This window comes from Rhodococcus sp. NS-SX18 (genome assembly GCF_057367935.1).
Genome location: NZ_CM170633.1, coordinates 388,414 through 410,991, shown reverse-complemented (window position 1 = coordinate 410,991; position 22,578 = coordinate 388,414). Strand labels below are relative to the sequence as shown.

Annotated in this window: 20 protein-coding genes and 1 tRNA gene; 10 read left to right on the top strand and 11 right to left on the bottom strand. The window is 69.5% G+C overall.

Annotated elements, in window-relative coordinates; translation table 11 throughout:
* Window positions 1-111: 111 nt before the first annotated feature.
* Complete coding sequence (locus AC2IPW_RS01815) at window positions 112-528, top strand: pyridoxamine 5'-phosphate oxidase family protein (protein WP_003936902.1); 417 nt, start codon at window positions 112-114, stop codon at window positions 526-528.
* 24 nt (window positions 529-552) lie between these two features.
* On the opposite strand, the gene AC2IPW_RS01810 is transcribed toward AC2IPW_RS01815, so the two are convergent.
* Window positions 553-1,152, bottom strand: coding sequence for a LysE/ArgO family amino acid transporter (locus AC2IPW_RS01810; RefSeq protein WP_450119563.1), 600 nt, complete (start codon window positions 1,150-1,152; stop codon window positions 553-555).
* 72 nt (window positions 1,153-1,224) lie between these two features.
* Between AC2IPW_RS01810 and AC2IPW_RS01805 the strand changes: the two genes are divergently transcribed.
* The gene (locus AC2IPW_RS01805) at window positions 1,225-2,106 is read left to right on the top strand and encodes a LysR family transcriptional regulator ArgP (RefSeq protein ID WP_054374174.1); all 882 of its coding nucleotides are present in this window, start codon (window positions 1,225-1,227) and stop codon (window positions 2,104-2,106) included.
* A gap of 63 nt (window positions 2,107-2,169) precedes the next feature.
* On the opposite strand, the gene AC2IPW_RS01800 is transcribed toward AC2IPW_RS01805, so the two are convergent.
* Entirely contained in the window at window positions 2,170-3,357 is a 1,188-nt protein-coding gene (locus AC2IPW_RS01800) for a PucR family transcriptional regulator (RefSeq protein ID WP_052033976.1), read from the bottom strand.
* 185 nt (window positions 3,358-3,542) lie between these two features.
* Between AC2IPW_RS01800 and AC2IPW_RS01795 the strand changes: the two genes are divergently transcribed.
* From AC2IPW_RS01795 to AC2IPW_RS01780, 4 genes are all read left to right on the top strand, one after another.
* Complete coding sequence (locus tag AC2IPW_RS01795) at window positions 3,543-5,060, top strand: flavin-containing monooxygenase (protein ID WP_486376147.1); 1,518 nt, start codon at window positions 3,543-3,545, stop codon at window positions 5,058-5,060.
* 16 nt (window positions 5,061-5,076) lie between these two features.
* Window positions 5,077-6,021 carry an alpha/beta hydrolase gene (locus AC2IPW_RS01790; RefSeq protein WP_486376146.1) on the top strand — a complete coding sequence of 315 codons (945 nt, stop codon included), beginning with the start codon at window positions 5,077-5,079 and terminating at the stop codon, window positions 6,019-6,021.
* Between the two features lie 37 nt (window positions 6,022-6,058).
* Window positions 6,059-7,375 (top strand): WS/DGAT/MGAT family O-acyltransferase, encoded by a 1,317-nt coding sequence (locus AC2IPW_RS01785; RefSeq protein ID WP_486376145.1) that lies wholly within the window; start codon window positions 6,059-6,061, stop codon window positions 7,373-7,375.
* 95 nt (window positions 7,376-7,470) lie between these two features.
* On the top strand, window positions 7,471-8,658 hold the full coding sequence (locus AC2IPW_RS01780) for an MFS transporter (RefSeq protein WP_003936909.1): 1,188 nt from the start codon (window positions 7,471-7,473) through the stop codon (window positions 8,656-8,658).
* 103 nt (window positions 8,659-8,761) lie between these two features.
* Here the strand turns inward: AC2IPW_RS01780 and AC2IPW_RS01775 are convergent, their stop codons facing one another.
* The 6 genes from AC2IPW_RS01775 to AC2IPW_RS01750 form a co-directional block, all read right to left on the bottom strand.
* The gene (locus tag AC2IPW_RS01775) at window positions 8,762-10,693 is read right to left on the bottom strand and encodes an ABC transporter ATP-binding protein (RefSeq protein WP_003936910.1); all 1,932 of its coding nucleotides are present in this window, start codon (window positions 10,691-10,693) and stop codon (window positions 8,762-8,764) included.
* The gene (locus tag AC2IPW_RS01770; RefSeq protein ID WP_289380980.1) at window positions 10,690-12,417 is read right to left on the bottom strand and encodes an ABC transporter ATP-binding protein; all 1,728 of its coding nucleotides are present in this window, start codon (window positions 12,415-12,417) and stop codon (window positions 10,690-10,692) included. The genes AC2IPW_RS01775 and AC2IPW_RS01770 overlap by 4 nt, the downstream gene beginning before the upstream one ends.
* Before the next feature lie 82 nt (window positions 12,418-12,499).
* Entirely contained in the window at window positions 12,500-14,842 is a 2,343-nt protein-coding gene (locus AC2IPW_RS01765; protein ID WP_486376144.1) for an MMPL family transporter, read from the bottom strand.
* A 37-nt stretch (window positions 14,843-14,879) separates the two neighbouring features.
* A complete protein-coding gene (locus tag AC2IPW_RS01760) occupies window positions 14,880-15,476 on the bottom strand; it encodes a TetR/AcrR family transcriptional regulator (protein WP_040782579.1) in 597 nt (198 codons plus the stop codon).
* Window positions 15,477-15,572: 96 nt separating this feature from the next.
* Window positions 15,573-16,034: an RrF2 family transcriptional regulator gene (locus AC2IPW_RS01755; protein ID WP_003936914.1), complete on the bottom strand. Its 462-nt coding sequence runs from the start codon at window positions 16,032-16,034 to the stop codon at window positions 15,573-15,575.
* A gap of 100 nt (window positions 16,035-16,134) precedes the next feature.
* On the bottom strand, window positions 16,135-17,133 hold the full coding sequence (locus AC2IPW_RS01750; RefSeq protein ID WP_486376143.1) for an ABC transporter permease: 999 nt from the start codon (window positions 17,131-17,133) through the stop codon (window positions 16,135-16,137).
* Window positions 17,134-17,227: 94 nt separating this feature from the next.
* Between AC2IPW_RS01750 and AC2IPW_RS01745 the strand changes: the two genes are divergently transcribed.
* The 4 genes from AC2IPW_RS01745 to AC2IPW_RS01730 all read left to right on the top strand — a co-directional run bounded on the left by AC2IPW_RS01745 (window position 17,228) and on the right by AC2IPW_RS01730 (window position 21,285).
* Complete coding sequence (locus AC2IPW_RS01745; RefSeq protein WP_486376142.1) at window positions 17,228-17,803, top strand: TetR/AcrR family transcriptional regulator; 576 nt, start codon at window positions 17,228-17,230, stop codon at window positions 17,801-17,803.
* A 76-nt stretch (window positions 17,804-17,879) separates the two neighbouring features.
* Window positions 17,880-18,839: a sterol desaturase family protein gene (locus AC2IPW_RS01740; protein WP_486376141.1), complete on the top strand. Its 960-nt coding sequence runs from the start codon at window positions 17,880-17,882 to the stop codon at window positions 18,837-18,839.
* Window positions 18,840-19,057: 218 nt separating this feature from the next.
* Window positions 19,058-20,341: a guanitoxin biosynthesis MBL fold metallo-hydrolase GntH gene (gene gntH, locus AC2IPW_RS01735; RefSeq protein WP_486376140.1), complete on the top strand. Its 1,284-nt coding sequence runs from the start codon at window positions 19,058-19,060 to the stop codon at window positions 20,339-20,341.
* Window positions 20,338-21,285, top strand: coding sequence for a CobW family GTP-binding protein (locus AC2IPW_RS01730; RefSeq protein ID WP_486376139.1), 948 nt, complete (start codon window positions 20,338-20,340; stop codon window positions 21,283-21,285). Before gntH ends, AC2IPW_RS01730 begins: the two co-directional genes overlap by 4 nt.
* Window positions 21,286-21,397: 112 nt before the next feature.
* Here the strand turns inward: AC2IPW_RS01730 and AC2IPW_RS01725 are convergent.
* The 3 genes from AC2IPW_RS01725 to AC2IPW_RS01715 form a co-directional block, all read right to left on the bottom strand.
* A tRNA-Ser gene (locus AC2IPW_RS01725) sits at window positions 21,398-21,488 on the bottom strand.
* 45 nt (window positions 21,489-21,533) lie between these two features.
* Window positions 21,534-22,007 (bottom strand): nucleoside deaminase, encoded by a 474-nt coding sequence (locus AC2IPW_RS01720; RefSeq protein WP_486376138.1) that lies wholly within the window; start codon window positions 22,005-22,007, stop codon window positions 21,534-21,536.
* The gene (locus tag AC2IPW_RS01715; RefSeq protein WP_054374157.1) at window positions 22,008-22,547 is read right to left on the bottom strand and encodes a tRNA adenosine deaminase-associated protein; all 540 of its coding nucleotides are present in this window, start codon (window positions 22,545-22,547) and stop codon (window positions 22,008-22,010) included. It abuts the gene before it with no gap.
* Window positions 22,548-22,578: the final 31 nt, after the last annotated feature.

Below are 22,578 nucleotides of genomic sequence, written 5' to 3'. Positions count from 1 at the left end.
GATGTGACGGATGCCGCGCGATTCGACGCACGATCCGCCTGTGCCGCGCCCGGATTCGTGATGTGCTGGAGGCGGTGATATCGAGGCGCACGCCGCCGGATCGGAGGAGCCATGAGTGAGCCGAACGTCGACGATCCCGTCGTGGTCCTGAGCGACGAGGAGAGCTGGGAGCTGCTCGGCACCGAGCGGATCGGCCGGCTAGTCGTGGTCTCGGGCGGACGGCCCGACGTCTTCCCGATCAACTACGCGGTGCGCGACCGGAAGCTGTACTTCCGGACGGCCGAGGGCAGCAAACTGGTCGAACTGACGTTGAACGCCGAGGTGGCCTTCGAAGCCGACCACGTGGAGCAGGACCGGGCCTGGAGCGTGGTGCTGCACGGACGGGCTCGAAACCTGGTTCGTTACAACGAGATCCAGGAGGCCGAGGAACTGGGGCTGCAAGCCTGGGTGCCCACTCCGAAGTACAACTTCGTCGAGGTCACCGCGAGCGAGATCAGCGGCCGCCGGTTCGCGCTGGTCAAGGATTGACCGAGGATCGACGCTGCCTCGGCGTCAGCCCGCCACCATGCCGACGCCGAGGCCGACCATGAGCACGGCGATGCCACCGTCGAGCACGCGCCACGAGGCGGGTTTCGCGAACACCCCGCGCAGCAGCGCGGCTCCGTAACCGAGCCCGAGGAACCACACGACGCTGGCCAGCGCCGCGCCGGCGCCGAACCACCAGCGTCCCGGGTCCCCGTGATGGTTGGCGACGGAGCCGAGCATCAGCACGGTGTCGAGGTAGACGTGCGGGTTGAGCCAGGTCAGCGCCAGGCAGGTGGCCAGTGCTGCGCTTACGGTGACGGGACCGCCGGCCGCAGCGGTCAGGGCCGCCGGACGCAGCGCCCGCCGCGCCGCGAGCAGGCCGTAGCCCACGAGGAACGCCGCGCCGGCCCAGCGGATCACCCCGAGCGCGCCGGGAACCCGGTCGAGCACCGTGGCGATGCCGGCGATGCCGGCGGCGACGAGGATCGCGTCGGACAGCGCGCAGACCGCGATCACCGGCAGCACGTGCCGCCGGGCGATCGCCAGGCGCAGCACGAATGCGTTCTGCGCACCGATCGCGACGATGAGCGACAGGCCGGTGAAGAATCCGGCGACGACGAGGTGCATGTCTCCCACGCTAGGAATCCGGCTCGATGAAGAACAGTTGATTTTTCTTCACTACCGTTAGAGTTTCTTCACGTGGATCTGGACTTCGCGCAGCTGCGGACCTTCGCCGCGGTGCTGGACGAGGGCACCTTCGACGGCGCGGCCGCGGCTCTGCGCCTCACCCCCTCCGCGGTGAGCCAGCGGATCAAGGCGCTCGAGCAGCACGTCGGCCGGGTCCTGGTGCGGCGCACCAGGCCGGTGTCCGCGACGGCCGCCGGTGAGGCCGTGATGCGACTGGCCCGTCAGGTGGCGCGCCTCGAGCAGGACACCGCCGAGGCACTCGGCCTCACCGCCGGCCGGGACGAGTACGTGTCGGTTCCCCTCGTCGTCAACGCCGACTCGATGTCGACGTGGATGCTGCGCGCCCTGGCCCGCATGCCCGAGCGCCACCGCGCCCTGTTCGAACTGCACCGGGAGGACGAGTACCACGCCCCCGCGCGGCTGCGGGACGGCACCGCGATGGCCGCCGTGACGTCGGTGCCCGAACCGGTGCAGGGATGCGTCTCCGAAAAGCTCGGCGCCATGCGGTATCACGCGATGGCGAGCATCGACTTCGCGGACCGCTGGTTTCCCGGCGGACCGGACGCCGAGGCCCTGCGGCACGCCCCGATGCTCACCTTCGACCGCAAGGACGACCTGCAGGACCGGTTCCTGCGGCGCCGCACCCGGCACCGCCTCGATCCGCCGCGGCACTATGTGCCGGGCGCCGCCGAGTTCGTCGAGGCTGCGCGGCTCGGTCTGGGCTGGGGCATGCTGCCGGAACCGATGCTCACCCACACCGACGGACTCGTGTTCCTCGCCGCGGACGATCCGTTCGACGTGCCGCTGTACTGGCAGCGCTGGCGGCTCGAGTCGCCGGTCCTCGACGCACTCACCGACGTCGTCCGGCGGACCGCCGGGGAGGTGCTGCGCTGACAGCGGGATGGACGCTGGACCCACCGGGCGTCGAGACCGACCATCGAGCGCGGTCGTCGCCCCTCACTCACGGGCCAGGACTCGTGGCCCGAGATGGTGGGCCAACTCCAACGCTAGCTCGACGGGAAGCCGGCGCGCGCCGGGGCGGTGTCCGAGCAGTTCGGTTGCCCGGGTGACACGCTGGAGGACGGTGTTGCGGTGGGTGTGCAGGCGGGCGGCGGCGCGAGGGGCGTTTTCGGCTTCTTCGAGGAACACCCGCAATGTCTGGCGGAGACGCGCCGCACCGAGTGTGTCCGCAGCGAGCGGACCCAGCGTCGTGGCGACGAATTCGGCCGCGCGATCCAGGTCTCGAGCGGCCAACGTGGTGACTTCGAACTCGCGGTAGAGCGCGACGCGGTCGCCGCCGCGTTGCCCGCTGAGCAGGCGGTGCATGGCCAGTGCCGCGTCGTGTGATCGACGGAAGCCGTCGATGCCCACTCGGACGGGACCGACGGCCACCCGAATGTTCGGCTGCGCCTTGGTTATTGCTTCGCGCAGCGCATCGAGTGCGGGTTCGGATCCGGTGCCCAGCCACGCCCACAGCGTCGAGGTGCCCGCGGGCAGCGTGAGTGGCGTACGGGCGCCGGCGGCCTGGGCCAGCAGCGTCGCGGCAGACTCCAGTGCCCCCTGCGTGCCGCTCGCCGGTTCGGCCCAGAGGACGAGTGCGGTGTGGTGGCGAGCGAGCTGGTATCCGAGGCGTTCACTGGCTCGGCGGTGGTCGACGGGGGCGCCGTCGAGGATCAGGTGCACAGTCTCGGCGCGGCGGGCCAGCGCGCCGCCGAGCACCTCCTCGCGTTCCCGCTGAGCGTCGGCGATGACACGACTCACCACATGGTCGACGTAGTCGAACATCAGCTGCGAGGTGACCTCCAACAACGTCACGAACTGCGGCCCCGGCGGGACCATACGTCCGGCATGGGCCAGAAACCGCTGCCAGGCGACGTTCTGGCCCCGGCGGTAGGCCTGGTAGATCACCTCGAGGTCGATGCCGCGACGCACGACAGTGCGGACGATGTCGAGGGCTTCGGGTGGCACGTCGATCGGCGCACCCCCGGCGTCACGCCGGGCAAGGGTGGTCAGTAGGCGCGCGGCGTTGGCGCGATTGCTCGCCGACATCTCCGCGGCGATCGCCGCGTCTGCGCCCAGCATCGGGGCTACCGCCACCTCGGCGGCGTCCATCTCGGCGACGAGCTGATCGATTTCGCGCAGCATCAGTTCGGCGACGTCACCGACGAGAGAAAGAACTTCGGGTGCCACTGCCTCACGGAGCACGATTCAAGTGTGCCACGGCACACATCGGCAGGAAAAGAATGTGCCGGCAGACATGTCAGCACGTGCAGTCGCGGTTCTAATGTGAACGCCGTCACACATCAGCACACCGCTCGAGGAGACCGACCATGAGTACCCCGACGACCACCGAACAGAGCGGTCGCCCCACGGAAGACACGCATTTCGACGTCTTGATCGTCGGCGCCGGCATTTCCGGCATCGGTGCGGCCTACCACCTCCGGACGCGCCGTCCCGGTACGACGTTCGCGGTCCTGGAAGGCCGGGATTCGATCGGCGGCACGTGGAGTCTGTTCCGCTACCCGGGCATCCGCTCGGATTCGGATATGCCGAGTTTCGGCTACGGATTCAAGCCGTGGACACATCGGAAGTCGATCGCCGACGGGCACATCATCATGGATTACCTACGGCAGACCGTCACCGAGAACCGGCTCGAAGAGCACATTCGTTTCGGCTACCGGGTCAGCGGCGCAGAGTTCTCCTCGACGGACGGAATCTGGACCGTCACCGCGCAGCAGGCAGGCAGTGCCGAACCCGTGCACTTCACCGCGCGATTCCTGTTCCTGGGCACCGGCTACTACGACTACGAGGAAGGCTTCACGCCTCGAATCGAGGGCGCGGAGGAGTTCACGGGCAGGCTGATCCATCCGCAGCACTGGCCCGAGGACCTCGACTACGCCGGCAAGCGCGTGGTGGTCGTCGGCTCCGGCGCGACCGCTGTGACGCTGATCCCGTCGATGGCCGGCAAGGCCGGTCACGTCACGATGCTGCAGCGCTCGCCGAGCTACGTGTTCTCGATCCCGGCCGAAGACGCGATCGCGAACACCTTGAACAAGGTGGTGGGTCCCACCCGCGCGCACCGAATCATCCGGCGCAAGAACATCATGCTCAACCGCGGGATCTACAAGGCCTGCCGGCGCGCGCCCAAGCTCATGCGCAAGTTGTTGATCGCCGATGTTCGCCGGCAGCTGCCGGCGAACTTCGACGTGGACACCCACTTCACCCCGCGATACAACCCGTGGGACCAGCGCCTGTGCATGGTTCCCGACGGGGATCTGTTCAAGGCGATATCCGCCGGCCGGGCCTCGGTGGTGACCGACCGGATCAAGCGGTTCACCGAGAAGGGGATTCTGCTGGAATCGGGTCAGGAGTTGACCGCCGACATCGTCATCACGGCGACCGGGCTCAACATGGCACCGTTCGGCAAGATCACGCTGAGCGTGGACGGACGGCCTGTGAATCTGCCCGACACGACGGTCTACAAGGCGATGATGCTGTCGGGTGTCCCGAATTTCGTGTTCGCGCTGGGCTATACGAACATCTCCTGGACGCTCAAGGTGGACTTGGTGTGCGAGCACTTCTGCCGGCTGCTCGACTACATGGACAGCCACGGCTACGGCACCGTCGAACCAGTGCTCGACGATCCGCACATGGACCGTGTCCCCGTGGTCGAAATGAGCTCGGGATACGTCCAGCGGGCCGTCGCGAAGTTCCCGCGCGGCGGCACCAGCGGCCCGTGGACCGTACAGATGGCCTACGAGAAGGACGTCGAACGGCTGCGTCGCGGGCCGGTCGAGGATCCGGCGCTCGAGTTCGCGCCCAGCCGCACGACAGCGGTCACGTCGTAGGAACGGAGCGACCGAGATGAAGAAGGACTTGATCTTCCCCAGTCACGGCGTCGCCTGCGCGGCCTGGCATATTCCGGCGAACTCCGACGTGCTGGCCGGCACGGCCGGCCGCCCGTGCGTGGTAATGGCCCACGGCTTCGGCGGCACCCGGGACACCGGCCTGATCGGCTATGCCGAGGGGTTCGCCGACAACGGAATCGACGTACTGGTGTTCGACTACCGTGGCTTCGGCGACTCGGAAGGAACACCGCGTCAGGATGTTTCCTTCCGGCGTCAGCGCCAGGACTATCACGCGGCGATCGCCGCCGCCCGTCATCTGCCCGGCGTGGACGCCGATCGAATCGCGTTGTGGGGAACGTCGTACTCCGGTGGTCATGTCATCGCGGTCGCCGCCCAGGACAGGCGGGTCGCGGCAGTCGTATCGATGACCCCGGCGACCGACGGGTTGGCAGCGGCGGTGCAGATCGTCCGCTACGCCGGAGCCGGTCAACTGGTGCGCACCATCGGCCACGGGCTGCGGGACCTTGTTCGCCGGATCGCCGGGCGGCGACCGCACCACATCCCGGTGGTGGCACAGCCGGGAAACGTGGCGATCATCAGCACCTCCGGTGCCGAGGAGGCCTACACCTCGATCGCCGGCGCGACGTGGCGCAACGAGATCTGCGCGCGTACAGCACTGGAGGTGGCCGTGAACCGTCCCGTCACCTCTGCCGGCCGCCTCGGCTGCCCGATCCTCCTGCAGGTGGGGACACATGACCGTGTCGCCCCGCCCGCTGCCGCGTGCAGGACCGCGAAGAGAGCCGGAGCTTCTGCACTGTTGTGCGAATACCCCGTCGATCACTTCGACGTCTACGACGGTCCTTGGCAACAACGGTTGCTGCGTGACCAGATCGACTTCCTGACCCGTGTCCTCGAACCGACGCGCCCCCTGCCGACTGTCACTGTTCCGCCGAGCCGTTGACGCTCGACACCGATCACATTTCGCTCGAGGTACCACCATGGCATTCATCACGCCGTCCGACGCGATGTTCCTGGCGTCGGAAACCCGTGAACACCCCATGCACGTCGGCGGCCTGCACGTGTTCCGGCTGCCCGACGGCGCTGCGCCGGACTACGTGCACGATCTGTATCAGCGGTTGCTCGAAAGCACCGAGCTGGCGACGATGTACCGCCGCAAACCGGCCTGGCCGGGTCCGCTGGCGGGGGCGCTGCGCTGGGCAGACGACGACGACGTCGACCTCGACTACCACGTGCGGCTGTCGGCGCTGCCGCGGCCCGGCCGGGTGCGTGAACTGCTGGCCCTGGTGGCACGGTTGCACGGCACACTGCTCGACCGGCACCGGCCGCTGTGGGAGTTCCACCTCATCGAGGGACTCGACGACAACCGGTTCGCGGTGTACGGCAAGGTGCACCACGCGCTGACCGACGGTGTGAACGCGGTCCGCAACACCGCGGCCATGCTGTCGGACCAGCCGACCAGCACACCGCGCCCGCTGTGGGGCCCGCGGCCGCGGCCGGCCCAGGATCCGGCCCGCCCGCGCGGATTCGTCAAGGACCTCGCCGGTGCCCTGCCCGCCGCGGCGCAGGTGGTCGCCAAGGGGCTGCGCACACCCGATGCGGCGTTGCCGTTCACCGCTCCGAAGACCGTCTTGAACCGCCCGCTGACCGGGGCGCGGCGCTTTGCCGCCCAGTCGTGGCCGATGGCCGCGATCTCCGCGGTGGCCGAGCGCCACGGCGCAACGATCAACGACGTGGTGCTGGCGATGTGTTCGGGCGCGCTGCGCGAGTACCTCTCCAGCACCGCCGACCTACCGGAGAAGTCACTGGTCGCCGCGGTGCCCGTGGCTTTGCCGCGTACCGACGGTGACGGCAACGCGGTCACGATGGTGCTGTGCCGGTTGGCCACCGACGTCGCCGATCCGGTGGAACGCCTGCACCGCATCCGGGCCTCCATGCTGGCCGCCAAGGAGGTGATGCGCGGGCGCAGCGCACTCCACCTTTCGACGATCGGCATGCTGACCGCGATCGGTCCCACCGGATTGGCCGCCGTGCCCGGCTTCACGTCGATCGCGGCGCCGCCGTACAACGTGGTGATCTCCAATGTGCCCGGGCCGCGCACGCGACTCTTCTGGGGCGACGCCATGATGGAAGGCTGGTATCCGGTGTCGATGCCAGTGGAAGGCCAAGCCCTGAATATCACAGTCCTCAGCTACGCCGAGAACATCGAGTTCGGCCTGATCGCCTGCCGGCGCAACGTTCCACACCTTCAGCGGATACTCGGCTGTCTGGACACTGGTTTGGCGGCACTGGGTTGATCGCCGCCGCTCGATGTCACAGGAGCATCCGCCTGTCCGGCCCGAGCGGCCGATCGGTTAGCGTGACGGTCCGGCCCCGACGAGAGGACAGACGGATGACCGCAGCATCGGCACGACAGCTGAGCCGGGCCCTGGCCGGCGTGCTGGCCGTCCTCGTCACCACCGGATGGGCCGCGAACCACTTCGCCGCGATGATCCCCGTGCTGCGCGAGCACGAAGGACTCTCGCGCGCACTGCTCGACGCGGTGTTCGGCATCTATGCGCTCGGACTGCTGCCCGGGCTCGTCGGCGGCGGCGCTCTCTCGGACCGGGTCGGCCGAGCCGCGGTGGTGCTCCCCGGCGCGACGATCGCCCTCGCCGGTACCGTGCTGCTGCTCGTCCGGCACGACGCCGCCGGACTCGTCGCGGGCCGTCTCGTCGTCGGGATCGGCGCAGGGCTGGCCATCGGTGCGGGTACGGCGTGGGCCACGGATCTGCGCGGGAAGGTCGGCACGGTGCTCGCCGGCGTCGCCCTCAGCTCCGGATTCGCCCTGGGGCCCTTCGTGTCCGGTCTGCTCGCCGAGTTCGGTCCGCGACCGCTCTCCCTCCCCTTCGTGCTCTCGGCCGTGCTGTCGGCGGCGGCTGTCGCCGCCGCGGCGGTGTGGAGCCGGTCCGCGCACTACGCGGCGGCGGAACTGCAACCGGTCGTGCCGGGGCACGACCGGTCGGTCGCCGGCGCGCTGTCCTGGTCGTTACCGCTGGCGCCCTGGGTGTTCGCCTGCGTCACAGTCGCATTCGTGACCTTCCCGGCCCGGATCTCGAGCGAGTACGCAGGTCCGGCCCTGACCGGCGCCGCGGCGCTGCTCGCCCTGGGCTCCGGGATCGTCGTGCAGGCGGCGGCGCGGCGACGCGAGTGGGGACCGCAGGCCGGGACGGTCGGCGCCGTCCTCGCGGGGCTCGGGTTCCTCCTCGTCGGCGCCGGCGGGACGCACCCGCCGCTGTGGTTGCTGCCCGTCGCGGCACCCGTGCTCGGGGTGGCGTACGGGCTGTGCCTGCGCGAGGGCCTGCTCGACCTCGAGTCGCTCGCGCCGAAGACCTCACGTGGGACGCTGACCGGCGTCTTCTACGTCGGCACCTACCTCGGCTTCGCGCTGCCGGTGCTGCTCGTCGTGCTCGAACCCGCCACCGGCGCGAGCCTGCCGCTGTTCGCGCTCGCCGTCCCGGCGTTCGCCGTCGCGCTGGTGCGGGCCCGCCGGCTGGCCGTCGCCGAGCACCCCCGCGCCGTGGACGTGCCGCGCGGATGAAGGATGATCCGGCCTCCCCGCCGGGAATTTGCTCGCCGCTCCGGAATCCGCTCCGGCCGTGCCGGGCGCGGATCCACACTCGGCGCGACGATCCTGCCGCCCGTCACTCCACGAGGGCGCGGAACTGCGCGTCGTACAACCGGAAGTAGGCACCGCCCGCTCGGAGGAGTTCGTCGTGCGTGCCCTGTTCCACGATGCGTCCGTGTTCCATCACCACGATCCGGTCCGCGTCGCGGATGGTCGAGAGCCGATGCGCGATGACGAAACTGGTGCGGTCCCGGCGCAGTACCGCCGTCGCGTGCTGCACGAGCAGCTCGGTGCGGGTGTCGACCGAGCTGGTGGCCTCGTCGAGGATCAGGATGGACGGTTGCGCGAGGAAGGCGCGGGCGGTGGTGATCAGCTGCCGCTCCCCCGCGCTGATGTTGCCGGCATCCTCGTCGATCACGGTGTCGTAGCCGTCGGGCAGGGACCGCACGAACCGGTCGACGTAGCTGATGCGTGCGGCCTCGAGGATCTGGTCCTCGGTGGCGTCCGGCCGGCCGTAGGCGATGTTGTCGCGGATGGTGCCGCCGAACAGCCAGGTGTCCTGCAGCACCATCCCGATGCGCGAGCGCAGCTCGTCGCGGCTCATGGTCGTGACGTCCACGCCGTCGACGAGGATGCGTCCCGAATCCAGTTCGTAGAAGCGCAGGATCAGGTTCACCAGCGTGGTCTTGCCGGCGCCGGTCGGTCCGACGATCGCGACCATCTGCCCCGGCTCGACCCGCAGGTCGAGATGCTCGATCAGCGGCTGCTCCGGCAGGTACGAGAACGAGACGTCCTCGAACTCGACCAGGCCGTACCGCCCCCACGGAGTGACGGGGGCCGGCGGATCGGGTTCCTGTTCGGGTTCGTCGAGGATCTCGAAGACCCGCTCGGCGGACGCCGCCGCGGACTGCAGCAGATTGACCATCGCGCCGATCTGACCGAGCGGCTGACCGAGCTGGCGCGAGTACTGGATCAGGGCCTGCACCTCGCCGAGACTGACGGTGCCCGACGCGACCCGCAATCCGCCGAGCACGGCGATCGCGACGTAGCTGAGATTGCTCATGAACATCACCAGCGGCATCACCAGTCCGGAGACGAACTGGGCCCGGAACCCGGCCCGGAACAATTCGTCGTTGGTTTCGGTGAAGCGGCGCTCGACCTCGGCGGTGCGGCCGAACGCGGTGACGAGTTCGTGGCCGGTGAAAGCCTCCTCGATCTGACCGTTGAGGTTGCCGGTGGTCTTCCACTGGGTCACGAAGTGCCGCTTCGACCGCTTCGCCACCACTGCGGTCACCACCACCGACGCCGGCACCATGAGGATGGCGACGAGTGCGAGCAGCGGCGAGATCCACACCATCATCACGACGAGGCCGAGCAGGGTGAGCACCGCCAGCACCAGCTGGCTGATCGACTGCTGCAGACCCTGCGAGATGTTGTCGATGTCGTTGGTGACGCGGCTGAGCAGGTCACCGCGGGAGTGGGAGTCGAAATAACGCAGCGGCAGCGCATGCACCTTGCGTTCCACCCGCGAGCGCAGGTCGCGGATGACGCGCTGGACGATCTCGTTGAGTCCGTACGCCGCCAGCCAGATCAGGCCCGACGACAGCAGATACAGCGCGAGTACGAACACGAGGGTGCGGCCGAGGGCGGCGAAGTCGATGCCCGCGCCCGGCACGAGCGACATCGCCGACACCATCTCCGCGAACTGGTCGCGTCCCTGCGCGCGCAGCGCCTCGACGGCCTGCTCCTTCGACAGCCCGGCGGGCAGCTGCCGGCCGATCACCCCGCTGAAGATCAGGTCGGTCGCGTGACCGAGAACCCGGGGCGCCACCGACGACGCCACCACCCCGAGCACGGCCAGGACGAGCACCGCGGATGCGGCCCACCGATGCGGCCGCAACAGGCCGACGAGCCGTTTGGTGGCCGGCCACTTCTGTCGCGCCCGGTTCTCCGGTGCGCCCGGGTCCACACCCCCGAGCCGCGGTCCCGCCTCCTTGCGCTCGGTCATGCGTTCACCATGCGCTGCGACTCGACGATCTCGGCGTAGGTCGGGCAGCTCGCGAGCAGCTCCAGATGCGTGCCCGAGCCGACGACGGCCCCGCCGTCCAGAACGACGATGCGGTCGGCGTCGAGCACCGTGGACACCCGTTGCGCGACGACCACGACGCACGCATCGCGGGTCTCCGGGAACAGTGCCTCCCGCAGCCGCGCGTCGGTGGCCTGATCCAGGGCCGAGAACGCGTCGTCGAACAGGTAGATCGACGGCCGGCGGACCAGTGCCCGGGCGATGGCCAGGCGCTGGCGCTGCCCGCCCGAGACCGTCGTGCCGCCCTGGGCGACGAGGGTGTCGAGTCCCGCCGGCATCGCCCGGACGAAGTCCGCCGCCTGCGCGACCTCGAGGGCGTGCCAGAGTTCGTCGTCGGTGGCGTCGGCGCGTCCGTACCGCAGGTTCTCGGCGACGGTCCCGGAGAACAGGTACGCCCGCTGCGGTACGAGACCGATCGCGGCGCGCAGCACCTGCGGATCCAGGTCACGCACGTCGGTGCCGCCCACCAGGACCGAGCCGGCGGTGACGTCGATCAGCCGCGGGATCAGCCGGAGCAGGGTCGTCTTGCCGGAGCCGGTACCGCCGATCACGGCGGTCGTGCTGCCGGGTTCGGCCCGGAACGTCACGTCGCGCAGGACGGGCGCGTCGGCACCGGGGTACGCGAACGCCGCGCTCCGCAGCTCGAGGGTCACGGGTGAGCCGAGGGTGCGGACGGGCCGGGCCGGCGTCGGCAGCGACGACTCGGTGTCGAGCACGTCGAGGATCCGCTCGGCGCACACTGCCGCGCGCGGCGCCATCATCGCCACGAACGACGTCATCATCACCGCCATGAGGATCTGCATGATGTAGCTCAGCAGCGCGGTGAGAGACCCGACCTGCATGTCGCCGGTGTCGATCCGGTGGCCGCCGAACCACAGCACGGCCACGCTCGTGGCGTTGGCGATGAGCATCACGAGCGGGAACAGCAGCGCGTTGATGCGGCCGACGTGCAGCGCGGTGTCGGTCAGTTCCGCGTTGGCGACCTCGAATCGCTCCCGTTCGGTGTGCTCGCGGACGAATGCCCGCACCACGCGGATCCCGGTGATCTGTTCGCGGAGAATCCGGTTGACGGCGTCGATGCGCACCTGCATCACGCGGAAGGCCGGCACCATCCGGGCGATCAGGACGAACATGGTGACCGCGAGAACGGGCACGGCGGCGACGAGCACCAGCGACGTGCCGACGTCCTCGCGCAGCGCCATGACGATGCCCCCGATGCCCATGATCGGGGCCATCACCACGATGGTGCAGCTCATCAGCACGAGCATCTGCACCTGCTGCACGTCGTTGGTGTTGCGGGTGATGAGCGACGGCGCACCGAACCGGCCGAACTCGCGGGCGGAGAACCCGCCGACGCGGCGGAGCACGGCCAGCCGCACGTCGCGGCCGACCGCCATGGCCGTGCGCGCCGCGAAGTACACCGAACCGATCGAGCAGCCGATCTGCACCGAACTGATCGCCAGCATCACCGCGCCGGTGGACAGGATGTAGCCGATGTCGCCGCGGGCGACGCCGTAGTCGATCAGGTCGGCGTTGAGCGCCGGCAGGATCAGCATGGTGCCGGTGGCGACCGTCTGCAGCAGCACCACCGCGAGCAGCGCCCCGCGGTGCGGGCGCAGGAACCGCAGGAGCAACCGGACCAGCATGATCACCACGCTACCGGTGCAGCGGCCCGGTTCCCGGCACCTTTTCCGCTCCCGCGGGAGGGGAAGAGGTGCCCGGGCCCGGTCATGTGTGCGCCGGCTCGCGGGTGGGCTCGGGGGCGGTCAGCTCACGGCGGAGCTTCTCGCCCTCGACGTCCACGTTCGGCAGGATGCGGTCGAGCCACTTCGGCAGCCACCAGGCCTTGTCGCCGAGGAGCGCCATCACCGCCGGGATGATCACCATGCGCACGACGAACGCGTCGAAGAACACGGCCGCCGCGAGGGCGAAGCCGATCGACTTGATGAACGAGTTCGGCTCGGCGATGAAGGCCGCGAACACCGAGATCATGATGACCGCGGCGGCCGTGACCACCCGGGCGCCGTGGGCGAAGCCGATCCGCACGGCTTCCTTCGCGGAGGCGCCGTGGACGAATTCCTCCCGCATGCGGGTCACCAGGAAGACCTGGTAGTCCATCGCCAACCCGAACACCACACCGATGAGGAAGATCGGCATGAAGCTGACGATCGGTTGCGGGTTGGAGACGAGCCCGCCCCAGCCCTCCTGGAAGACCGCCACGGTCGCGCCGAACGTCGCCAGGACGCTGAGCAGGAATCCGAGGGTCGCGGTCAGCGGCACCAGGATCGAGCGGAAGACGAGCATCAGCAGGATGAACGCGAGTCCCACGACCACCGCGAGGTACGGCACGAGTGCACTCTGCAGCGTCTCCGACACGTCGCCCTCGAGGGCGGTCTGTCCGGTGACGCCGTAGGAGACACCGATCTCGTCGTCGAGCTGCGCCTCCTGGTCGCGGATGCTCGACACCAGGTCCATCGTCGCCGGCTCGCTGGGGCCCGACCGCGGCGTGACCATGATCTGCGCTGTGTCACCGGCCTGGTCGACGGCGACGACCTGGGCGTTGACCACCTCGTCCTGCTCGTACAGACGCTGCACGACCGCACCGAACGCCTCCTGCGGCGCGACGGTGGCTTCCCGGGCGTCGGCGACGACGAGCAGCGGACCGTTGCGGCCGGGACCGAAGCCCTCGTTCACGAGGTCGTAGGCCTGCCGGGCGCTGGTCTTCGGGTCACCGGTCGCTTCGGTGGGCAGCGCCAGCTGCAGGTTCGCGCCGGGCAGCGCGAGCAGACCGAGCAGCAGGACGCCGGCGACGAGCGGGATCAGCGGCTTGCCGGTGGACCAGCGGATGTAGCGCTGGGCGGCGCTCGGCGTGTCGGTGTCGGCCTCCGGATCGTGGTCCTTCAGGCCCGGGATACGGCCGGCGAACGCCTTGCGCCCGAAGAGGCCGAGGATCGCGGGCAGCAGGGTGATCGCGATGAGCACGGCGATGAACACCGTGAAGGCGGCCGCGTATCCCATCGCGGACAGGAACGGGATCCCCACCACGCTCAGCGCCATCAGGGCGATGATCACGGTCAGGCCGGCGAACACGACGGCCGAGCCTGCGGTGCCCACGGCACGTCCGGCCGCCTCCGCCCGGTCGGCGGTGACGGTGATCTCGTGGCGGAACCGGGAGACGATGAACAGCGAGTAGTCGATCGCGACGGCGAGACCGATCATGATCGCCAGCGTCGGGGTCATCGAGCTCAGGTCGGCGAAGCCGGTGGCGACGGTGATGCCGAGGCTGCCGATGGCGATGCCGATGATGGCGGTGATCAACGGCAGGCCCGCGGCGACGAGCGAGCCGAAGGTGATGGCGAGGACGACGGCGGCGATGCCGATGCCGATGAGTTCGGTGACGCCACCGGGCATCTCGGCCTCCGCGGCGGCGGTTCCGCTGACCTGGACGTTCAGGCCCGCGTCCCGGCCGATCTCCGCGGCCGCGGTGATCTGCTCGCGCATCGTGTCGTCGACGTCGCCGAAGCCGCCCTCGAACGGGACGGTGACGAAGCCGACGGTGCGGTCCGGGCTCAGCGGCGACAGCGCGGCCGCATCGGCGAGCGCGGTCTCCTCCGGCTTGCCCTGTTGCTCCGCGGCGGCCTTCATCTGTTCGACGAGACCGGCGTTCGCGGTGACGGGGTCGACGAGGACGGCGGCCTGCTGCTCGGGGGTGGCGACGGCCGGGTCGATCTTGGCGGCGGCGGTCACCTTGTCGATGCCGCGGATCGCCGCGAGCACCTCGTTCATCGCCGCGAGGTTGTCCGGCTCGTCGAGGGTCTGCCCGTCGGGGGCGGCGAACACGTAGCGCGCGCTGAGCGCGTTCGTCGGGTCCGCGGCGTTCGGGAACCGTTCGGCGAGCAGGTCCTGCGTCTGCTGCGCGGGGGTGCCCGGGATGGAGAACGAGTCCGTCGTCGGTCCGGACAGGGTGGCCGCACCCACCCCGAAGAGGACGAGGATCGCCAGCCAGAGGGAGAGGACCGTGCCTTTTCGCCGATAGGCGAACTTGCCGATCCGATAGAGATAGGTCGCCACGGGGAACCTCGTCTTCCGGATGTGTCGTGCAGATGTCTTAGGAAAGGCCTTGTCGCAGTTGCTCGAAGGCGGCCAGGACGAGCTCCTCGGGGGACGTCGCCCCCGAGGTGCCGGCGAGCCACAGTTCGACTGCCGACTTCATGGCCGAGACCGCGGCGTAGCGGACCAGACTCGGATACAGGTCGACCCGGGGGTCGGTGCCGGTGCGCTCGGCGATGGCCTCGACGAGCAGTTGCGAGGCGCGCACTTCCATCTCGACCCGGCGCGCCAGCAGGGCGGGGCTCTGTTCGAGCAGCTCCATGGTCGTGCACAGTTCCACGAAGTCACCGCCGGGATCCGAAACTATCTCCCGTGCAACGGCTTCCATCGATTCCCACACGGGCTCACCGGCGGGCCGCGCGTGCAGGCGCCCGACCCACGCGTGCACCAGCCCCTCGAGGTGTGCGAGGACGGCCTCTTCCTTGCCGGCGAAGTAGTTGTGGAACGTGCGGGTGGACACCCCGGCCCGGGCGGCGATGGCGTCGGCGGTGACACCGTCGAGTCCCTTCTCCCGCGCAAGATCGGCCGCGGCCGCGACGAGCGCTGCTCGCGTGGCGGCCTTCTTGCGGTCGCGCAGGCCGGGCGAAGTGGTCACGTCTTCCACGGTACGCACCTTGCAGAGTCCTGCAAATTTGCAGAGTCCTGCAAAAATATGTGTTTGCCCACACCCCTCCGAGCGGTGTGGCGGCGCTCACGTGCGGCGACGCTCCCAGGCGCCCGGGTCGGCGGTCAGGTCGGATACGAACCGTGGCAGATCGTCCGCGACGACGTCGGCGAGGGTGACTTCCTCGAGGACGGCCCGCAGGTTCACCCGCACCGCGATCCACACGTCGCGCAGGCGTTCGGCCGGTCCGGTGTAGACCACGTCCTCCGGCCGCTGGCCACGCACCGACGCGAGCGGGCCCTCCACCGTGCGGATGATGTCCGCGACGGAGATCTCCTCGGCCGGGCGCGCCAGCCAGTACCCGCCCTCCGGGCCGCGGCGACTGTGCACCAGACCGCCCCGGCGCAGGTCGCCGAGCACCGCCTCGAGGAACTTGTGCGGGATGTTCTGCGCCCGCGCCAGGTTCTCGGCCTTGGCGGGCGCCTCGCCTGCCGCCGCGAGTTCGAGCAGCGTGCGCACGGCATAGTCCACCCGGGCGGTGATGTGCACGTCGCGCTCCTCGGTTCGACCCTGCGCCGCCGGCGGTGACGGACACAGAATTCCTACCAAACCGAGGGAAAAGCGCGCGAGCCCCGTCCGGCGCTCGGGGTCACGCGGCGACCGTGCGCCGGCGTGCCGAGACTGCACACAGCGCGAGCCCGACGACGACCCATGCGCTCAGCACCAGCACCGCCGTCCCACCGCTGTGTCCGTCGAAGAACGCGACCGAGCGGACCGCGGTCCCCGCGGCGCCCGGTGGCAGCAACTGGCCGAAGGCACCCCATCCCTGCGGCAACCACGCCGCGGTGGTCGCGAAGCCCGACAGCGGGTTGCCGAGGAACATCATCAGGACCGCACCGGCACCGAAGCCGGGCAGACCGAAGAGCGACTCGAGGCCCAGCAGGGGCAGCGAGACGGCGGCCAGGCTCAACGTGAGCGCCGCCGCGGTCGCCCAGTAGTTCCCGGTCAGGCTGCCGAACCCGAACTGCAGGACGGCGGTGAGAGTCAGCCCCGCGAGCACCGCGAAGCCGATCGCGCCGAGCACTCGCAGGCCGACGCGTCCGGGGAACAACCTGACGAGAGCGATCGCCGGTACCAGACCGCCGAGGACCAGTGGCAGGGCCAGCGAGTTCAGACCGGCCCCGGCCGGGTCGTCTGCGGGCAGCGGCACGACGTCGCGTACGGGGACGGGCCGGCCGAGCGTCTGCGACAGTCCGGCGGCCGTGGCGGTCAGCACCTGCGCGACCGGGGCTCCGCCCGCGCCGGCGATATACATCGCGGGCCCGTCCGGTTCGACGGCGAGACCGCCGACGACCTCACGCTGCTCGATCGCCGTGCGCAGCGCCTCCACGTCGGCGTATCGCTGCGGCGAGAACGCGCCGGGTCGGGCATCGGCGAGACCGGCCTCGATCCGGGCGACGGCCGGATCCGGTCCGACCACCCCGATCTTCAGCCCGTGCGGACCGCTCTCGACCGCCGGGGCGGCGAAGGCGAACAGCATCAGGGCGATCACGGCGGTGAGCGCAAGCACGACGCCGACGACACGCACGGTGTCCGGCGGGGTGTGCCGGGCGGTGGTGGAGTTCGGGGCGGAGGTCGAGGCGGCCATGACGACTCCTTGAAGTGGAGGATTGCTCTCCGTTTATGTGGAGTATATTCCTCCGCTAGGAGCGGGTGTCAACCCGCCGACCACAGGAGATTGCATGCGCGCCGACGCCGCCCGCCGACGCGAGGCCCTGATCCTCGCCGCCCGCGACGTGCTCGCCGAACGGGGACACGACGCGCCCCTCGACGCCATCGCCGATCGTGCCGGCGTCGGCATCGCCACCCTCTACCGCAACTTCCCCACGCGCGACGATCTCGCCCATGCGGTGGCCCGTCGTACCCTCACCGAGGCGGCCGCGGCCGCCGAGCACGCCCTCGCCGCGATGGCCTCAGACCCCGAACGTGCCTGGACGGAATTCGTCGGCACCGCCGTCCGGTTGCGGCTCGGCGCCCTGATCCCGGCTCTCATCGTCGAGAGCTACCGGGAACTGCCCGGTGACGTCCTCGAGGTCCGGGAGGACACCAAGGCGCGTGTCACCGAACTCGTCCACACCGCACAGCGAGCCGGCCTCGTCCGCGACGACGTCCAGCCGATCGAGGTGATCATGGCGATCGCCCGGCTCACCCGCCCCCACGTGCAGTTCGTCGACGAGGTCGTGCCCGCCCTCGTGCCCCGGATGATCGCGATCTACCTCGCCGGCCTGCGGCCGGACGGCCGGCCGCTGCCCCGCTGACCGCCGGACCTCCGTAGTGACCGGAACCACATTCCGGTAGATTGGACGCCTGTTCACATCACTCCCGGAGGACCGCATGTGGGAGACCCTGACGGCGTCCTGGGCGTCGCTGCTCGAGCCCCTGCACGACCCTGTCGCGCTGGCCATCCCGGCGTTCCTGCTGTTCCTCGCGCTCGAATGGGCCGCCGCGCGCACCCTCGAGCACGTCGAACCCGGCGCCGACGGGCACACCCGCCCGCCCCGCGGTGGCTACGAGGCCCGTGACGCACGCACGAGCATCTCCATGGGACTCGTCTCCATCGGCACCAGCGCCGCCTGGAAGATGCTGGCTCTCGTCGGCTACTCGGCGATCTGGGTGTATCTCGCGCCGTGGCACCTACCGGCGAACGCCTGGTACACGTGGGTGATCCTGCTCCTCGGTATCGACCTGCTCTACTACTGGTACCACCGGACGGCGCACCGGGTGCGGCTCGTGTGGGCCACCCACCAAGCGCACCACTCGAGCGAGTACTTCAACTTCGCCACCGCCCTGCGCCAGAAGTGGAACAACAGCGGCGAGATCCTCATGTGGCTGCCGCTGCCCTTCCTCGGCATCCCGCCGTGGATGGTGTTCGTCGGATTCTCCGTCTCGCTCGTGTACCAGTTCTTCGTGCACACCGAACGGGTGGGCACGCTGCCCCGGCCCGTCGAGTTCGTCTTCAACACCCCGTCGCACCATCGGGTGCACCACGGCTGCGACCCCGAATACCTCGACCGCAACTACGGCGGCATCCTGATCATCTGGGACCGCCTGTTCGGCACCTTCCGCCGCGAGACCCACCGCCCCACGTACGGACTTACCAAGCCCGTCGGCACCTACAACATCTGGCGGCTGCAGACGCACGAATATCAGGCCATCGCGCGTGACTGGCGGGCTGCCGCGCGGTTGCGCGACAAGCTCGGCTATACGTTCGGCCCGCCCGGCTGGGCGCCGCGGGACGTCGCCCCGATGCCGGACTTCGCAACCCGGGTGGCCGGGAAATCACAGGCCGGCTGACGCTCGGGCACAGCGGTTTCCGGCCACCGATCTCCCCAACCCTGTGATCGCAGCACGGCTCGAGAGGTAGAGTCCGCACCGACGACGGTGTTACGAGGACTCGGCATTGCGCCGAGGCCGACGGCGGTGTGAGCAGCCTCCTTGCCCGGCCGCGCAGCAGAGAACGTCCGGTAGGGACGAAATCGGGTCGGAATACGCGCACTCATCGGAGCGGGCACATGGCAGCCGAGTCGAATGCATACGGAGCGCCCCCGGGCACCGGCATCTCCATGCCGCCGTACTACCAGCCGACGCCGTCGGTGAAGAACCGCAACAACTACATCCCGCAGACGGAACCACTCGGCCCGGACGAGATGCGCATCATCTTCATGGGCAGCAACCCGTGGCCGCCCCGGATGTCGCAGGCCAGCACGTGCATGATGGTCGAACTCGGACCTGCCAAGCGCCTGTTCTTCGACCTCGGTCCCGGCTCGGTACGCAACATCGTGGCCAACCAGGTCCCGGTACCCGAGATCAACGACATCTTCATCAGTCACCTGCACATCGATCACTACGGCGATCTGCCCTACCTGTGGCAGTTCGCCCCGTTCAACGGACGGTTCAAGCCGTTGCACGTCATCGGTCCGTCCGGACGCACGCCCGAGATGGGCACGGCCGCCATGTGCGACCACCTGAAGAAGATGGGCGCCTGGACCGCGGCCTGGGCGATCGGTCCGATGGCCGACGGCTACGACATCGAGGTGACCGAGTTCGATTTCCGCGACGACGGCGGTGTCTGCTACGACCGCGACGGCGTGAAAGTGACCCACTGGCGGAGATCGCATGCGATCGACGGCGCCTCAGCCTACCGGCTGGATTGGAACGGGCTGTCGTTCGTGTGGACGGGCGACGGCAAACCCGATCGGCTCACCGCCGAGTATGCGCAAGGCGTCGACGTCTTCGTCACGGAGATGGCCGTCGACCTGGTCAACCTGTGGGCGCTGAAGCAGGGCGTGTCACCTGTCATGGCGGCCCTGACGCTCGACAACTTCCACACGAGTCACTACGGCGCCGGTTACCTCGCAAACCTGGTCCGGCCCCGACTGGCGATGGCCACCCACGTCTCCTACGACCGCGAGCTGGTCGGCGAGATGCTCGCCGGCGTGCGTCTGCACTACAAGGGCATGTTCGCGTTCGGCATCGACCACACCGTGGTCAACGTGACCAAGGATCACGTCTGGATCCGCGAGGCCGCATTCCCGGAGACCACCAACATCGTGCGTCCGTCCCCCGAATGGTTGCTGCACACCAACTTCGACGACGAACTGCCCGAACCGAGCACGGTGACGAACCCCTTCTTCGCGAACCAGGAACAGTCCGTGCGCGATCTCGAGATCGATCCGGCGTTGTTCACGCCCGAGGACCAGATGCGTCCGTTCGCCAGACCGACCGGGGAGACACTCCCCATGGACCCGGCGATGACGCTCGGCCTGCCGAGAACACCGCCGCCGGAGTCCGCGTGAGCGCACCCGTCCCCGTCACCGTCCTCACCGGATTCCTCGGCGCCGGCAAGACCACGCTCCTCAACCGCATCCTCAACGGCGACCACGGTCTGAGAGTCGCGGTGCTCGTCAACGACTTCGGGACCGTGAACATCGATGCGGAACTGGTCGTCGGGGTGCACAGCGACGTGATCAGCCTCGCCAACGGCTGCGTGTGCTGTACCGTCCGCGACGACCTCGTCGAGGCGGTGGCCGCGGTACTCGCCCGCCCGGAACGGCCGGAATACGTCCTTCTCGAGGCCAGCGGCGTGGCCGACCCCGTAGGGATCGTCCAGACCTTCAACAACCCCGGCCTGCCCGCCGGGATCAGGCTCGAGAGCGTGCTGTGTGTGGTGGACGCGGAACACGTCTTCACGACGCCCGAGCACATGGAGCTCCGCCTCTTCCAGATGGCCTGCGCCGACATGATCGTCTTGAACAAGGTCGACCTCGTCGGCCCGGACGCGATCGCCCGGATAAAGACCTGGCTCGACGACCGGTTCCACCGTTACCGGCTCGTCGAGTCCCGGCACGGCGACGTGCCGCTGCCCATCCTGCTGTCCGTGGGCCGCCTCGACCCGGCCGGCGACGCCGCCCGCACGCACGGCGACCATACGCAGGGGTTCGGAACCTGGACCTACGAGACGGACCGGCCGCTGTCACTGGAGGCGCTGCACACCGCGATGGCCGCGATGCCCACCACCGTCTACCGGGCCAAGGGGCTCGTCGATCCCGCCGACGCACCGGGGCGCAGGGCGGTCCTCCAGATGGTCGGGAGCCGGGTCGACCTCACCCTGGACGGCGACTGGGGTACCCACCCCCCGCGTACCCGCATCGTCGTCGTCGGCGCGCCCGGAGCCCTGGACAACGAGATGCTGCACAACGCTCTGGAAGGGTGCCGTGCGCCTGTCGCCGAGAACGGATGAGGCAGTGCCGACGTCTCGTCCGGACACGCCGCCGGGCGAAGCGACCGGAACGGCGCGGCAGCGACAAAGAGAACGGTCCCGGTCCGAATGAACCGGACCGGGACCGTTCCCGTGGCGGTGGCGGAGGGATTTGAACCCTCGGACGGGGGTTACCCGTCACACGCTTTCGAGGCGTGCTCCTTAGGCCGCTCGGACACGCCACCGCCCACGACTTTACCGGATTCGGTCCCGGAGTTGAAATCCCCAGGTCACGAACGTTCCGCGAGCCGCTGCGCGCGGAAGAAGTCCTCGAGCACCGCGGCACATTCCTTCTCGAGCACCCCGCCGCGCACCTGCGGACGATGGGTGAGCCGACGATCACGCACCACGTCCCACAGCGACCCCACCGCGCCCGTCTTCGGCTCCCATGCCCCGAACACCACGCGATGCACCCTGGCCAGCACCAGCGCGCCCGCGCACATCGTGCACGGCTCCAGCGTCACGGCCAGCGTCGTGCCCTCGAGGCGCCAGCCGTCGCCGTGAGCCTTCGCGGCCGCCCGCAACGCAAGGATCTCCGCGTGTGCCGTCGGATCGCCTGTCGCCTCCCGCGAATTCGCCGCCCGGGCCAATTCGGTCCCGTCGGCGGCGAACAGGACGGCACCCACCGGCACGTCCCCGGCCGGCGCCGCGGCGGCCGCCTCCAACGCGGCCCGGATCATCGCCTCGTCGTCGCGCAGGCCCATCTAGCGGCGCAGCTTGTCCAGCGCCGTGGCGAGCACATCGTCGAACCCGAGCCGCTGGGCGATCTCGTCGATCTGCTCGTCCGGATACAGGTCGGTCTCGGCGGCGATCACCGCCAGCACCGGCTCCGGCAGCCCCAGATCCGCCAGGATTCCCAGGTCACCCTCTTCCCACGGCTCGATGTCGTCGAGCTCATCGGGGTCGATGTCCGGGATCTCGATGTTCAGCGCATCGAGCACGTCGGCGGCGATGTCGTAGTCGACCGCCATCGTCGCGTCCGACAGCAGCAGACGCGTGCCCGACGGGGCCGGCCGGACGATGACGAAGAACTCGTCGTCCACGTTGAGCAACCCGAAGATCGCCCCGGTGCTGCGCAACTCGCGCAGCTCCCGGTCGGCCACCTCGAGGCTCGTCAACACCGCCGCCGACAGTGTCTTGCACTTCCAGCGACCGTCCTCCCGCGTCACGGCGACCCCGAACCCGTCGAGGTCCTCAGTCGAACTCACGGAAGGGCTCTTGTTCCCCGCACGCTGCGCAGCCATGGGCGCAACGGTAGTCGGCGCGGTCCCGTGA